This window comes from Streptomyces sp. Y309 (assembly GCF_056712025.1).
The window spans coordinates 2,835,290-2,850,577 of the sequence record NZ_CM160048.1 but is presented as its reverse complement, the minus strand read 5'-3'; the positions used below and the strand labels follow the sequence as shown (position 1 = coordinate 2,850,577).

The window sequence follows — 15,288 nt, the reverse complement described above, 5'->3', positions numbered from 1 at the left end:
GGCGGCCCCCAACGTAACCTCTGCGCCCGGGCGCGGCGCGTGCGGCCTGTGCGCATTAGCCTCCTGACCATGACAACCGACGTATGGCTGCCAGTGGAAGCGTCCGAGATGGAGGGGCTGCCGGCGCCCTCCGAAGGAGGTCTCACGTACCGATACTGGAATGGCGGGGACTATCCCGCCGACCCCGCCGACTGCGTCTTCTACGCGGTTCCCTACATGATCGATCCCGACATCTGCGCGCGCCCGCTGGCCGCGATGACGTCGCTGCGCGTCGTGCAGACCCTGACGGCGGGGGTCGACCACGTGCTCCCCGCGGTCGAGCGGCTCCCTCCGGGTGTTCAGCTGTGCAACGCGCGCGGGGTGCACGAGGCCAGCACGGCCGAGCTCGCGCTGACGCTGACCCTCGCCTCTTTGCGGGGCATTCCGCGTTTCGTGGAGGGGCAGCGGGTGCAGGAGTGGCGGCAGGGGTTCAATCCGGCGCTCGCCGACAAGTCCGTCCTCATCGTTGGGTACGGATCGATCGGTTCCGCGATCGAGGACCGGCTCGCGGGTTTTGAGTGTGCGCGGGTGGCGCGCGTCGCGCGCTCCGAGCGCACTACGGAGCGCGGTCTTGTGCATCCGCTCTCCGAACTGCCTCGACTGCTCCCCGACGCCGATGTCGTGATCCTCTCCACGCCGCTCACCGCCGGCACGCGCGGCCTGGTGAACGCCGAGTTCCTGGCGCGCATGAAGGACGGCGCGCTGCTGGTGAACGTGGCCCGCGGGCCCGTCGTCGACACCAAGGCGCTCCTGGCCGAGCTCGAGAGCGGCCGCCTCACCGCGGCCCTGGATGTCACCGACCCGGAGCCGCTGCCCGCCGGCCACCCGCTGTGGCAGGCCCCCGGCGTGCTCATCAGCCCGCACGTGGGCGGTCCGACGTCCGCGTTCCGGCCCCGCGCCAAGCGCCTGCTGTCGGGTCAGGTGAACCGTTACGCCGCCGGGGAGCCGCTCGCCAACGTCGTCCTGACGACGTCCTAGCCCGAGGGGCGCGGAAGCGGGGAGCCCCGTTCTGCGCACGCTCCGCAGCCGCCCGCGTGCGCCGCGTGTCCGCATTGACGCTGGCAGTCACGGAGAGTAGAGCGACCCTGTCCCTGAGTGACGAGACTGGTGTATCGTCCCGACTGGGGATGCGCCGCGCACCGTTCGGCGCCGGGGATGTGAGCAACAGGACTGCGAGGGGGGCGACGGGCGATGCACGGCCTATGGGCGAACGATCCGACGCGGCGGGACCACCGCCGGCGACTCTCACGCACACCAGCCCGCAGACGCCGGCACGATGCCAGGCGCCACCGACTCATGTGCCGGTCCGGCCGGCACCGTCCGGTGACCCACGCGCGGCGGAGGCCCACACCGCTCCGCCCCCTGACGACCGCCGCCCCACCGACACCCACGCGACGCCTCCTACCACACCGCCTCCGGCCGCACCGCCCGCAGGCGCACCGCCCGGTGACGGCCCGGTCGGCGACGTACGCGTCGGCGACACACGCGCAGTCGGCGACGCACCCGTCCCGGCCCCGCCCGAAGCACTTGCCGGGCAACCACGCGCCGGGAGGCCGCCCGTCGGGAACCCATCCGCCGGTCAACCGCGCATCGGCAACCCGCACGTGGGGCAGCCGACCGCCGGGCAACCGATTGCCGGGAAGCCGCCCGTCGGGAATCCACCCGCCGGACAGCCGCCCGTCGGGAAGCCGACCGCCGGGCAACCGAATGCCGGGCAACCACTCGCTGGGAACCCGCCCGTCGGCAAGCCGCTCGTCGGAAACCTGTTCGCAGGGAAGCTGTCCGCAGGAAACCCGCTCGCCGGGAAGCTGCCCGTCAGGCAGCCGAATGCCGGGATGCCGTCCGCCGGGCAGCCGAAAGCCGGGATGCCGCCCGTCGGGAACCCGTCTGCAGGGAAGCCGCCCGCCGGGAAACTGCCCCTCGGGAACCCGCCCGCTGGACAACCGAATGCCGGGAACCCGCCCGTCGGGCAACCGCCCGTCGGACAACCGCCCGTCGGGCAACCCCCCGTCGGACAACCGCCCGTCGGGCAACCCCCCGTCGGACAACCGCCCGTCGGGCAACCCCCCGCCGGACAGCCGCCCGTCGGGAACCCGCTCGCGGGGCAGCCAGCCTCCGGGCAACCCCCCGCCGGACACCCGCCCCTCGGGACCCCGTTCACGGGGCGGTGGCCCGCCGGGCAACTCTCGCCCAGCATGCCCGCGTTCGCAGCCGTCCCGTGTCACCCCGCCACCCACCCACCCGTCGTGTACGAGCCCGTCGCGTCCGGAGTTTTGCCGGGCGGCGTCGTCGCGTTCGGGCGCGCCGTGTGTGAGCCCGTCGCGTCCGAACTCGTCGTGTATGAGCCCGATCCGCATGAACCGAACCCGCACCAGCTTGCCGCGTACGACGCCCTCGTGCGCGCATCCACGCCGGACGGCCCGGCGGATCAGCGACTTCCGTGCCGTGAGCCCGTCGTGCCGCGGCCCCGCGGCGGGTGGCTGCCGCGCGGGCGCGACCCCCGGGGTCCGCGGTCGTGGCGTCCCTTGCCGGGGCGCCGCCGCACGGAGCGGGGCGAGCCGGTGAGCGGGCAGTCGGCCTCCGCCACCGTCCTGGAGGGCAGGATCGGGGCGTCCGTGCCGCCGCCGGGCACGCCGACGGCCCGGCGCCCGGCCTCCGGCGGCGGCGCCGGACTGCTCTCCCAGGTCGTCCTGCTGCTGGTCTGCGGGGGATACGCGACCGGGTCCGCGCTGGGCTGGGGATCGGGCCGACTCGCCCTGATCATGGGCGACTTCGGCCTGAGCGCCGCCGCCGCAGCAGCCGCCGTGTCCTGCTTCCGGTACTCCCGCACCCGCCGCAGCCGCTTTCGACCCGCATGGCTGCTCTTCGCGCTCTCCTCCGCGATGGCGGCCTGCGGCAACGGCGTCTGGGGCTGGTACGAGGTCGTCCTGCAGGTGCCCGTGCCGGACCGGGGCATCGCGGACCTGTTCTTCCTGTGCTTCGCGCCACCCGCCATCATCGGGCTCCTCGTGCTCGCCAAGCGGCCGGTCACCAGGGCCGGCTGGGTGTGCCTCGCGCTCGACGCCTGGCTCATCGGCGGCTCACTGCTCACGCTGTCGTGGAGCCTCGCCCTCGCGCACAACGCGCAGTTCGAGGGCCCCAGTGTCGCGCACGCCGCGCTGTCGCTCGCGTATCCGCTGCTGGACATCGCGCTCGTCAGCATGGTCCTCGCGCTGCACTTCAGAAGGTCCTCGGCCAACCGCACGGCCGTGAACACCGCGATCGGCGCCCTCGCCCTCACGGTGATGTGCGACGCGCTGTTCACCTCGCCGCTGCTGCACGCCAGTTACCGCTCGGGGCAGCTCCTCGACGCGGGCTGGTTCGCCGGCTCGCTGCTCCTCGCGTACGCCCCATGGGCCGCGCCCTGGCACGCGCGCGCCGACGAGCTCCCGGCGTCCGCGTCGTACCGGGCGTACGGCAGGGCCCGGTTCACCGACGTACGCGGCCGCGAGCACGACGACCGCGACGCCCGGCCGGGCGAGCGCGGCGACAACCGCGGGAGGTACGCCACCACCCGCCCCATCGCCGGATCGCTCGCCGCCCTCACGCCCTACCTGGCCGCCGCCGTCTGCACACTGGGGATCCTCTACAACGTCCTCAACGGCAGAAGCGTCGACGAGGTGGTGCTCTTCACCGCGGGCACAGTCGTCCTCGCTCTCGTCGTGCGCCAGGGCATCATGCTGCTCGACAACATCACGCTCACCCAGGAACTGGCCCAGAAGGAGAACCACTTCAGGTCCCTCGTGCAGGGATCGAGCGACGTCATCATGATCGCCGCGCCGAGCGGCATCCTGCGGTACGTCAGCCCGGCCGCCGCCGGTGTCTACGGCCGCGAGGCCGACGAACTCGTCGGCTCCGAACTGGCCACGCTCATCCACCCGGAGGACCTCGGCCGCGTCGTCCACGAAGTGCGCCGCTTCCTCGCCGCCAACCCCGTGGAGGAGCCGACCACCCGCATCGAGTGCCGCTTCAAGTCCGGCTGCGGCGAGTGGCTGAACGTGGAGTCCACCGTCAACCGTCACCACGGCGGCCTCATCTTCAACAGCCGTGACGTCACCGAACGCGTGCGACTGCAGGCGCAGTTGCAGCACAACGCCGAGCACGATCCACTCACCGACCTGCCCAACCGGGCACTCTTCACCCGCCGAGTCGCCGCCGCGCTCGGCGGTCGCAGAGTCACCGACCGGGGCACCGCAGTCCTCTTCATCGACCTCGACGGATTCAAGGCCGTCAACGACACGATCGGGCACCAGGCGGGCGACGCGCTGCTCGTGCAGGCCGCACAGCGGCTCCAGGAGGCGGTCCGCACCTCGGACACCGCGTCACGGCTCGGCGGCGACGAATTCGCCGCCCTGATCGTCGGCGACGGCACCCGGGACCAGACCGCGCGCGAGAAGCACATCTTCGAGCTCGCCGACCGGCTGAGAATCCGGCTCTCCCAGCCCTACGACATCGACGGCAACGATGTCCGGGTCGCCGCGTCCATCGGCGTCGCCTTCGCCGAACCGGGCGTCGGCGCGGGCGAGTTGCTGCGCAACGCCGACCTCGCGATGTACCGCGCCAAGGCCGCGGGCAAGGGCCGCGTCGAGCTGTACGCACCCCAGATGCAGGCCGACGTGGCGCGTAAGGCCGAGCTGGCCACGCGGCTGCGCAGCGCCCTGCACGACGGCGAGTTCGTGCTGCTGCACCAGCCCGTGGTGTCCCTGGAGACCGGCCGCATCACCTCCGTCGCCGCCCAGGCGCGCTGGCGCTCGGCCCAGGGCATCCTCTTCACGCCCGCCGAGTTCCTGCGCACCGCCGACGGCGGCGACCGCGCCGCCGAGCTCGGCCGCTGGCTCCTCGAAGAAGCCGTGGAGCACGCCGCCGAGCGCGCCCAGACCGGCCACGCGGTGCCCGTCTGCGTGCGCGTCAGCGCACGCCGCCTGGTGGACCGCTCCATGCCGCTCGGCTCCGTCGAGGCGCTCCTCACCCGGCACGGGCTGCCGTCCGGTGGACTCGTGGTCGAGCTCGCGGACAGCGACCCTCGCGTTTCCCTCGACGACCTGGAGCGCCGCCTGGCTGCTTTGCGCCGCCTCGGCGTCCGCGTCGCGCTCGACGGGTTCGGCAGCGGCAGCGCGGCCATCACCGCACTGCGCCGGCTCCCCCTCGACGTACTGAAACTGGACCGCGGGCTCGTCGAGGGCGTCGTGGAGTCCGCGCGGCTGCACAAGATCACCGCCGGGCTGCTCCGGATCGCGGGCGACCTCGGCCTGTGCTCCGTCGCCGAGGGCGTGGACCTTCCCGAGCAGGTCATCGCCCTGCGCGCGATGGGCTGCACGCACGGGCAGGGCATGGCCTTCTCCGGCCCGCTCGACGAATACCGGCTGCGCCGGGCCCTCGCGGCCGGGGAGTATCCCGTGCCGGGCGCCCCCGTCGAGCCGGTGTGCGTGGGCGGCCCGACGGCCGAGCCCGCTGTCTACGGAGAGGGCGCGCCGGCCTTCAAAGCCGCGTCGGCGGCGTACGGCGAGGCCGCGACGCCGTTCGGCGGCCCCACCACGCCCTTCGGTGGAACGGGTGCGTACGCGGCTGGATCCGCCCCCTACGGCCGCTCACATAATGAGACGCCCGTCCCACCTACTTGACAGTCGTAGCACGCCAGGGGGAGGGTCAGAGCCATGCGCACCCGAATTCTCGTACTTGGAAAGCGCGTCGGCTGAAGCTGGGACGCCCCGGTCCGGACACCGGAGACCCAGCGACCGCACCCGGCGCGCTCCCCTCGCTTGCCTCACGGCACGAGGGGTTTTTTGTTGCACTGGCACCGGCCAAACCCAGGCAAAACCCCAGCGACACCCCGCAGAATCCTCAGCAGAAACCCTCAGCTTCGAGAAGAGAATGCCGATGACCGAGCAGGCCACCGGGGCCCATCCGCAGCCGCGGCCCCGATCCTCAGGACCGCAGACCGTCTCCGTCGAGAACGTCACGGGCGCGCAGTCGCTGATCCGTTCTCTCGAAGAAGTCGGGGCCGACACGGTATTCGGCATTCCCGGAGGCGCGATCCTCCCCGCGTACGACCCGATGATGGACTCCACCCGGGTGCGCCACATCCTGGTCCGGCACGAGCAGGGCGCCGGCCACGCGGCCACCGGATACGCGCAGGCCACCGGCAAGGTCGGCGTCTGCATGGCGACCAGCGGCCCCGGCGCCACCAACCTGGTCACGCCCATCGCGGACGCCCACATGGACTCCGTCCCGCTCGTCGCGATCACCGGCCAGGTGGCCTCCAAGGCGATCGGCACGGACGCCTTCCAGGAGGCGGACATCGTCGGCATCACGATGCCGATCACCAAGCACAACTTCCTGGTCACCAAGGCCGAGGACATCCCGCGCACCATCGCGGAGGCCTTCCACATCGCCGCCACGGGCCGCCCGGGCCCGGTCCTGGTCGACATCGCCAAGGACGCCCTGCAGGCGCGCACCACGTTCAGCTGGCCGCCGCAGCAGGAGCTGCCCGGCTACCGCCCGGTGACCAAGCCGCACGCCAAGCAGATCCGCGAGGCCGCGAAGCTGATCAACGCCGCGAAGCGGCCGGTCCTCTACGTCGGCGGCGGCGTCCTCAAGGCTCACGCCACCGCCGAGCTGAAGGTCCTCGCCGAGCTCACCGGCGCGCCCGTCACCACCACCCTCATGGCACTGGGCGCCTTCCCCGACAGCCACCCGCTGCACGTGGGAATGCCGGGCATGCACGGAGCGGTCACCGCCGTCACCGCGCTGCAGAAGGCCGACCTGATCGTCGCCCTCGGAGCCCGCTTCGACGACCGCGTCACCGGCAAGCTGGACAGCTTCGCCCCGTACGCCAAGGTCGTGCACGCCGACATCGACCCCGCCGAGATCGGCAAGAACCGCGCCGCCGACGTCCCGATCGTCGGCGACGCCCGCGAGGTCATCGCCGACCTCGTCCAGGCCATCCAGGCCGAGCACACCGCCGGCCACGTCGGCGACTACACCGCCTGGTGGGCCGACCTCAACCGGTGGCGCGAGACGTACCCGCTCGGCTACGACCACCCCGACAACGGCCAGCTGTCCCCGCAGCAGGTCATCGAGCGCATCGGCCAACTCGCGCCGGAGGGCACGATCTTCGCGGCGGGCGTCGGCCAGCACCAGATGTGGGCCGCCCACTTCATCCAGTACGAGCAGCCCGCGACCTGGCTCAACTCCGGCGGCGCCGGGACGATGGGCTACGCGGTGCCGGCCGCGATGGGCGCGAAGGCCGGACAGCCCGAGCGCACGGTGTGGGCGATCGACGGCGACGGCTGCTTCCAGATGACCAATCAGGAGCTGACCACCTGCGCCCTGAACAACATCCCGGTCAAGGTCGCCATCATCAACAACGGCGCCCTCGGGATGGTCCGCCAGTGGCAGGCGCTGTTCTACAACCAGCGTTACTCGAACACGGTCCTGCACTCCGGCCCCGAGGCCGACGGTAAGCAGCCCAGCGCGGGCACCCGCATCCCGGACTTCGTCAAGCTGTCCGAGGCGATGGGCTGCCACGCGATCCGCTGCGAGGACCCCGCCGACCTCGACAAGGTGATCGAGGAGGCCAACTCCATCAACGACCGGCCCGTCGTCATCGACTTCATCGTCCACGAGGACGCGCAGGTCTGGCCCATGGTCGCCGCCGGCACCTCCAACGACGAGGTCATGGCAGCGCGGGGCGTGCGCCCCGACTTCGGCGACAACGAAGACGACTGAGAGCCCAGGAGAGGTACCACCCGCCATGACTCCCATGTCCAAGCACACGCTCTCGGTCCTCGTCGAGAACACCCCCGGCATCCTGGCCAGGATCGCCGCACTCTTCTCCCGCCGCGGCTTCAACATCGACTCGCTCGCCGTCGGCGTCACCGAGCACCCCGACATCTCCCGCATCACCATCGTCGTGAATGTCGAGGACCTGCCGCTCGAACAGGTCACCAAGCAGCTCAACAAGCTGGTCAACGTCCTGAAGATCGTCGAACTCGAGCCGGGCTCGGCCGTCCAGCGCGAGCTCGTCCTCGCGAAGGTCCGCGCCGACAACGAGACCCGCTCGCAGATCGTCGAGATCGTCCAGCTGTTCCGCGCCAAGACCGTGGACGTCTCCCCGGAGGCCGTCACCATCGAGGCCACCGGCAGCAGCGACAAGCTGGAAGCCATGCTCAAGATGCTCGAACCCTTCGGCATCAAGGAGCTGGTGCAGTCCGGCACCATCGCCATCGGCCGCGGCTCGCGCTCCATCACGGACCGCAGTCTGCGCGCGCTCGACCGGTCCGCGTAGCCGCGCTCGAGCGCCGCGCGCGAGACTGACCCCGTGCGCGGGAGCCTGCGCGAGATCCCGTGCGCGGCAGCCTGCGCGAGATCCTGTGCGCGGGAGACCGCATCGCTCCCGCGCGCCGGGCGTTGGTTCCGGATGGCGAGACCCGACAACTTCCCTCACCCAGCCCGCCGTACGGTGGGACGCAACACCAGCACACATAGGAGATTTCCAGTGGCCGAGCTGTTCTACGACGCCGACGCCGACCTGTCCATCATCCAGGGCCGCAAGGTCGCGGTCATCGGTTACGGCAGCCAGGGTCACGCCCACGCCCTCTCGCTGCGCGACTCCGGTGTGGACGTGCGGGTCGGCCTGCACGAGGGCTCCAAGTCCAAGGCGAAGGCCGAGGAGCAGGGCCTGCGCGTGGTCACGCCCGCGGAGGCCGCCAAGGAAGCCGACGTCATCATGGTCCTGGTGCCGGACCCGATCCAGGCCCAGGTGTACGAGGAGTCCATCAAGGACAACCTGAAGGACGGCGACGCGCTGTTCTTCGGCCACGGCCTGAACATCCGCTTCGGCTTCATCAAGGCCCCCGAGGGCGTCGACGTCTGCATGGTCGCTCCGAAGGGCCCGGGCCACCTGGTCCGCCGCCAGTACGAGGAGGGCCGCGGCGTCCCGTGCATCGCGGCCGTCGAACAGGACGCCACGGGCAAGGGCTTCGAGCTCGCCCTGTCCTACGCCAAGGGCATCGGCGGCACCCGCGCGGGCGTCATCAAGACGACCTTCACCGAGGAGACCGAGACCGACCTCTTCGGCGAGCAGGCCGTCCTCTGCGGCGGTACGGCCGCGCTGGTGAAGGCCGGCTTCGAGACCCTGGTTGAGGCGGGCTACCAGCCGGAGATCGCGTACTTCGAGTGCCTGCACGAGCTGAAGCTCATCGTCGACCTCATGTACGAGGGCGGCCTGGAGAAGATGCGCTGGTCGGTCTCCGAGACCGCCGAGTGGGGCGACTACGTGACGGGCCCGCGCATCATCACCGACGCCACCAAGGCCGAGATGAAGAAGGTCCTCGCCGAGATCCAGGACGGCACGTTCGCCAAGAACTGGATGGCCGAGTACCACGGCGGCCTGAAGAAGTACAACGAGTACAAGCAGCAGGACGCCGAGTCCCTGCTGGAGACCACCGGCAAGGAGCTGCGCAAGCTCATGTCCTGGGTGGACGAGGAGGCGTAAGCCGTGCGGCGCGGGTACGGTGCCGGTCCCTCGGGGGCCGTACCCGCGCCGTTGTCCTGCGTACCGCCTCGGGGCTCCGCCCCGGACCCCGCTCCTCAAACGCCGGAGGGGCTGGATCTTCCACGTGCGGGTGATCCTTCCGGGTAGCCGCGAGAAGGCCCTCGGCGCGCCACTACACTGCAAACCACATTCGCGTCAGGCCCACAGCGTCGTGCGTCTTCCACGCGGCTAGCACCCTCCACCGCCTGCGGCCGTCGGGACGGCCGTCCGCATTGGACTTGTGAGGACTCACGTGAGCACTGCTGCCAACGGCAAACCGGTCGTACTCATCGCTGAAGAGCTGTCGCCCGCCACCGTCGACGCCCTGGGCCCGGACTTCGAGATCCGGCACTGCAACGGCGCGGACCGCGCCGATCTGCTGCCCGCTGTCGCCGGTGCCGACGCGATCCTGGTCCGCTCCGCGACCAAGGTCGACGCCGAGGCGATCGCCGCCGCGCCCAAGCTGAAGGTCGTCGCCCGCGCGGGCGTCGGTCTGGACAACGTCGACGTCTCCGCCGCCACCAAGGCCGGCGTGATGGTCGTCAACGCCCCGACGTCGAACATCGTCACCGCCGCCGAGCTCGCCTGCGGCCTGATCGTCGCCACCGCGCGCAACATCCCGCAGGCGAACACGGCCCTGAAGAACGGCGAGTGGAAGCGCTCCAAGTACACCGGCGTGGAGCTCGCCGAGAAGACGCTCGGCGTCGTCGGCCTCGGCCGCATCGGCGCGCTCGTCGCGCAGCGCATGTCGGCCTTCGGCATGAAGGTCGTGGCGTACGACCCGTATGTGCAGCCCGCGCGCGCCGCGCAGATGGGCGTGAAGGTCCTCTCGCTGGACGAGCTCCTCGAAGTCTCCGACTTCATCACCGTGCACCTGCCGAAGACCCCCGAGACCCTCGGGCTCATCGGCGACGAGGCGCTGCACAAGGTCAAGCCGTCCGTGCGCATCGTCAACGCCGCGCGCGGCGGCATCGTCGACGAGGAGGCGCTGTTCTCGGCGCTCAAGGAGGGCCGCGTCGCGGGCGCCGGCCTCGACGTGTACGCGAAGGAGCCCTGCACCGACTCGCCGCTCTTCGAGCTGGACCAGGTCGTGTGCACCCCGCACCTCGGTGCCTCCACCGACGAGGCTCAGGAGAAGGCGGGCATCTCCGTCGCCAAGTCGGTGCGCCTCGCGCTCGCCGGTGAGCTGGTGCCGGACGCGGTGAACGTCCAGGGCGGTGTCATCGCCGAGGACGTGCGCCCCGGGCTTCCGCTGGCCGAGAAGCTCGGCCGGATCTTCACCGCCCTCGCGGGCGAGGTCGCCGCCCGGCTCGACGTCGAGGTGTACGGCGAGATCACCCAGCACGACGTGAAGGTGCTCGAACTGTCCGCCCTGAAGGGCGTGTTCGAGGACGTCGTCGACGAGACCGTCAGCTACGTCAACGCCCCCCTGTTCGCGCAGGAGCGCGGGGTCGAGGTGCGGCTCACCACGTCGTCCGAGTCGCCCGACCACCGCAACGTGGTCACCGTGCGCGGCACGCTCGGCGACGGCGAGGAGATCGCCGTGTCCGGCACGCTGGCCGGTCCCAAGAACCACCAGAAGATCGTGGCCGTCGGTGAGTACGACGTCGATCTGGCGCTCGCCGACCACATGGTCGTGCTGCGGTACGAGGACCGGCCCGGTGTCGTCGGCACCGTGGGGCGCGTCCTGGGCGAGGCCGGGATCAACATCGCCGGGATGCAGGTTGCCCGGGCCGACGTCGGGGGCGAGGCGCTCGCCGTCCTCACCGTCGACGACACGGTCCCGCAGCCGGTCCTCGCCGAGCTCTCCGAGGAGATCGGCGCGGTCTCGGTGCGCTCCGTGAACCTGACGGACTAGGGGACTAGGGGGGCGGGGCCGGGCCCTCGCGGGGCGCCCCAGGCCCGCCCCTTTCCCGCTGCATCGATTAGCGGCTCCGCCGCGGGCAGGGGCGCTGCGCCCCCTGGACCCCAGCCGGGGTGGGGGTCCAGGGCGGGTGGGACAGACCCCCGCCGATCGCCGCTCCGCGGCTTGTCCTCAAGCGCCGGACGGGCTTTCCCCCACCCACCCCACTCCGCCCGAAGGGCGAAAAAGGGCGGGCGGGTGGGAAATAGCCCGTCCGGCGCTTGAGGACGAGCGCGTCAGCGCGATGAGAGGGCGGGCGGGTGGGGGACATCAGCCTCTCCGGCGTTTGAGGAGCGGGGGGCCGGGGGCGGAGCCCCCTGGGCTCGGAGGGCCCACGCCGCCAGCCCGGCTGCGGCAAGCAGCACCCCCGCCCCCGCCAGCGCAGCGGCATGCATGCCGCCGGTGAAAGCCGAACGCGCAGCCGCGGCAAGGGCATCGGACGCCGGCGCCGGCAGGCGACCCGCGGCGGCCAGCGCGCCGCCGAGGGTCTCGCGGGCCTCGTCCGGCGCCCCGCCGGGCATCTCGTGCCGGTACACCGCCGTCCCGATCGACCCGAGGACGGCCATCCCGAGCGCCCCGCCGAACTCCTGGCCGGTCTCCAGGAGCGAGGACGCCGCCCCGGCCTTCTCCGCGGGCGCCGACCCGAGCGCCAGATCGGTGAGCTGCGAGCCGACCACCACCGCCCCGCACGCGAGCACCCCCGCCCCCGCGAGCACCGTCCACAGCGCGTCGGTGTCCGCGAGCAGCAGCAGCCCGTACCCGCACGCGGCGACCGCGAAGCCGCCCGCGACCACATACGCCCGGTCCGTGCCCCGCCGCACCAGCGCCGTCGCGACCGGCGCCGCGCAGCCGATGAGGACCGACGGCAGCAGCGCCCAGAGCGCCGCCTCCATCGCGCTCTTGCCGAGCACGGACTGCAGATACTGCGTCGTGAAATACGCCGAACCCATCATCGCGAAGGACGAGACGAGGTTCAGGACCACCGCGGGACCGAAGCCGCGCGACCCGCGGAACAGGGCGGGGGAGATCAGCGGGGACGCGGCGGTGCGCTGGCGGCGTACGAAGAGGGCCGCGAAGACGAGGCCCACGGCGACCGACACGACGTACTCCACACGCACGCCCTCGGCGGGCATCTCCTTCAGGCCGTACACGACCGGAAGCACCGCGGCCATCGAAAGCGGCACGCTCAGCAGGTCGAAGCGGCCGGGGCGCGGGTCCTTGGACTCCGGGATGAGGACCGGCGCGAGCAGCAGGAGCAGCGCCATCGCGGGCAGGTTGACCAGGAACACCGAGCCCCACCAGAAGAACTCGACGAGCAGCCCGCTGAGCACCGAGCCGAGCGCGACGCCCGCGACCATCACGCCGGACCAGATGCCGATCGCCTGCGCGCGCTGCCCGGCGTCGCGGAACAGGGTGCGGACCAGCGCGAGCGTGGACGGCATCAGGGTGGCGCCGCCGATGCCGAGGACGGCGCGGGCGGCGATGAGGAGTTCGGCGCTGTCGGCGTAGGCGGCGGTGAGGGAGGCCGCGCCGAAGGCCGCCGCGCCGAACAGCAGCAGCCGGCGGCGGCCCACGCGGTCGCCGAGCGAGCCCATGGTCATGAGCAGTCCGGCGAGCACGAAGGCGTAGATGTCGAAGATCCACAGTTGCTGGGTGCCGGTCGGCTCCAGGTCCGCGTTGATCGCGGGGATCGCGAAGTAGAGGACCGAGACGTCCATCGAGACGAGCAGCAGCGGGAGCATCAGGACGGCGAGGGCCGTCCACTCCCTGTGGCCCGCACGGGCGGGCATCGGATTCGTAGCCATGCCCAGGAACTGTACGGACGTATAAAACAATTGTCTAGGACGAGTGTATAGGACGAGCGTCTGGATCGTGGGTAGAGTTGCCGCATGGGACACCGTGAGGATCTGCTGGAAGGCGCCAAGCGCTGCCTGCTGGAGAAGGGGTTCGTGCGCACGACGGCGCGCGACATCGTCAAGGAGTCGGGCACGAATCTCGCGTCCATCGGCTACCACTACGGCTCGAAGGACGCCCTGCTCGCGCAGGCCTACATCGCGCTCATCGAGTCGATCGGCGACGCCTTCGGCCCGGTGGGCGGCGCCGGTGCGGCGCCGGGGGGCTCCCTGGAGCGGTTCCAGGAGGTGTGGGGGAACGTCATCCGTACGTTTCCCGAGGCGCGCGGGGTGTGGGTGCTCAGCCTGGAGTTCGTCACCCACGGCGACCGGCTGCCCGGAGTGCGCGAACTCGTCGCCAAGGCACAGCGGGAGGGGCGCGCGGGCCTCGCCGCGGTGTTGCTCGACGTCGACGAGGACACGCTGGGCGACGAGGTCCTCGACGCGGAGGGGCGGCTCTACACGACGCTGCTCAACGGGCTGATGGTGCAGTGGCTCTTCGACCCGGAGTCGGCGACCGACGCCACGCAGTTGACGGAGGGGCTGCGGCGGGTGATGGAGCGGGCGGGACAGCAGGAACGGGCCGCGGCACCTGCTCGCCCCCTACAGGCGTGACGCCTTAAGGATCATGTGCAGCAGCAGCCGGTCCTCGCCCTCGTCCAGGTCCAGCTTCGTGAGCTGTTCCACGCGCGAGAGGCGGTAGTAGAGGGTCTGGCGGTGGATGCCCAGCTCGGCCGCCGCGCGGCCCGCCTGGCCCGCGCGGTCGAGGAACACCTCGGCGGTGCGGGCGAGTTCGCGGTGGGCGGGGGAGAGCAGTTCGCGGGCCACCGCGTCGTGCGCCGCGTCCGGGGGCAGCGCCGTGAGCAGCCGGTAGGGGCCGATGTCCGACCAGCGCGAGAGCGGCGCGAACCGCGGCTCCGCGAGCGCCGCCCGCGCCGCAGCCGTCGCCTCCCCCCAGGCCGCCCCCAGGTCGTCGAGCCCGCGCCGCGCCCCCGCCACCCCGGCCGCGGCGCCCTTGCCCGCCGCCTCGACCAGGCGGGACGCCACCGTCAGCGCCGGTGTCAGGACGTCCGCCGAGCGCAGCCGCACCAGGACCGCGAGCGACTGGCCGACCGTTCCCCACGGCACGGAGCACAGCGCGGTCGCCCCCGGCACCGTCCGCACCGCGGGCACGTCGTCCGGGTCGGCGGCGGGACCGCCCGTCCTGCCCGAGGGAGGCCGGGAGCTGGGGGAGCGCCAGGGCGCCACGCACACCACCGCGTGCAGCCCGTCGCCGCGCGGGCCGAGCGCCGTGCGCAGCGCCGCCACCGTCATGTCGCGCTGCCAGCCGCGCTCCGCCGTCAGGGCCGCCCGGAACTCCCGGGTCAGGTCGGCGCCGGCCTGCGCCTCGTCCGCGAGCAGCGCGCCGATCCGCGCGGCCACCTCCATCGCGGCGGTGAGCTGCGCGTCCGTGGGCCCCGGCTCGTCGTCGAGCAGCCAGACGTACCCCAGGGCGAACCCCCGGTGGCGTACCGGAAGACAGACCCGGCCGCGGTGCACGCCCGCCTCCGGGGTCGGCGGGATGCGGACCGGGCGCGTCGCGCGCGTGATACCGAAGCTCTCGAACCAGGCGCGGACCTGGGCCGTGGAGCGCCGGGTGAGGATCGAGCGGGTCCTGACCGGGTCGAGGTCCGGGGTGTCCAGGCCGTCGCCGCCGTCGTGCGCGCCGAAGGCGATCAGCTCGAAGTCGCGGTTCTCCAGGGTCGCGGGCGCGCCGAGCAGGGCCGAGATCTCGTCGACCAGTTCCTGGTAGTCGCCCTTCACCCGCCGCCGCCCTCCGCTCGCGCCATCGCCGTACGAAGCCCATTCTCACGCAGTTCCGGCCGCCCCTCATACATATG

General features: G+C 72.1%; 9 protein-coding genes. 7 read left to right on the top strand and 2 right to left on the bottom strand.

Annotation, left to right across the window (positions count from 1 at the left end):
- Positions 1 to 69: 69 nt before the first annotated feature.
- The 6 genes from AC0KTA_RS10680 to serA all read left to right on the top strand — a co-directional run bounded on the left by AC0KTA_RS10680 (position 70) and on the right by serA (position 11,471).
- Positions 70 to 1,017 (top strand): 2-hydroxyacid dehydrogenase, encoded by a 948-nt coding sequence (locus AC0KTA_RS10680; protein ID WP_481054873.1) that lies wholly within the window; start codon positions 70 to 72, stop codon positions 1,015 to 1,017.
- Positions 1,018 to 2,642: 1,625 nt separating this feature from the next.
- Complete coding sequence (locus AC0KTA_RS10675; protein WP_481056379.1) at positions 2,643 to 5,699, top strand: putative bifunctional diguanylate cyclase/phosphodiesterase; 3,057 nt, start codon at positions 2,643 to 2,645, stop codon at positions 5,697 to 5,699.
- 250 nt (positions 5,700 to 5,949) lie between these two features.
- Entirely contained in the window at positions 5,950 to 7,806 is a 1,857-nt protein-coding gene (locus AC0KTA_RS10670; protein ID WP_481054872.1) for an acetolactate synthase large subunit, read from the top strand.
- Positions 7,807 to 7,840: 34 nt separating this feature from the next.
- The gene (gene ilvN, locus AC0KTA_RS10665) at positions 7,841 to 8,365 is read left to right on the top strand and encodes an acetolactate synthase small subunit (protein WP_481054871.1); all 525 of its coding nucleotides are present in this window, start codon (positions 7,841 to 7,843) and stop codon (positions 8,363 to 8,365) included.
- Positions 8,366 to 8,575: 210 nt separating this feature from the next.
- Positions 8,576 to 9,574, top strand: a complete 999-nt coding sequence (gene ilvC, locus AC0KTA_RS10660) for a ketol-acid reductoisomerase (RefSeq protein WP_481054870.1) — start codon at positions 8,576 to 8,578, stop codon at positions 9,572 to 9,574.
- Between the two features lie 292 nt (positions 9,575 to 9,866).
- Positions 9,867 to 11,471 carry a phosphoglycerate dehydrogenase gene (serA, locus tag AC0KTA_RS10655; RefSeq protein WP_481054869.1) on the top strand — a complete coding sequence of 535 codons (1,605 nt, stop codon included), beginning with the start codon at positions 9,867 to 9,869 and terminating at the stop codon, positions 11,469 to 11,471.
- Positions 11,472 to 11,752: 281 nt separating this feature from the next.
- On the opposite strand, the gene AC0KTA_RS10650 is transcribed toward serA, so the two are convergent.
- The gene (locus AC0KTA_RS10650; RefSeq protein ID WP_481054868.1) at positions 11,753 to 13,321 is read right to left on the bottom strand and encodes an MFS transporter; all 1,569 of its coding nucleotides are present in this window, start codon (positions 13,319 to 13,321) and stop codon (positions 11,753 to 11,755) included.
- 84 nt (positions 13,322 to 13,405) lie between these two features.
- On the opposite strand from AC0KTA_RS10650, the gene AC0KTA_RS10645 reads away from it, so the two are divergent.
- Positions 13,406 to 14,023, top strand: a complete 618-nt coding sequence (locus AC0KTA_RS10645; protein ID WP_481054867.1) for a TetR/AcrR family transcriptional regulator — start codon at positions 13,406 to 13,408, stop codon at positions 14,021 to 14,023.
- Here the strand turns inward: AC0KTA_RS10645 and AC0KTA_RS10640 are convergent.
- Entirely contained in the window at positions 14,012 to 15,211 is a 1,200-nt protein-coding gene (locus AC0KTA_RS10640) for a PucR family transcriptional regulator (protein WP_481054866.1), read from the bottom strand. The two genes, AC0KTA_RS10645 and AC0KTA_RS10640, sit on opposite strands and share 12 nt — an antisense overlap.
- Between the last annotated feature and the right edge of the window lie 77 nt (positions 15,212 to 15,288).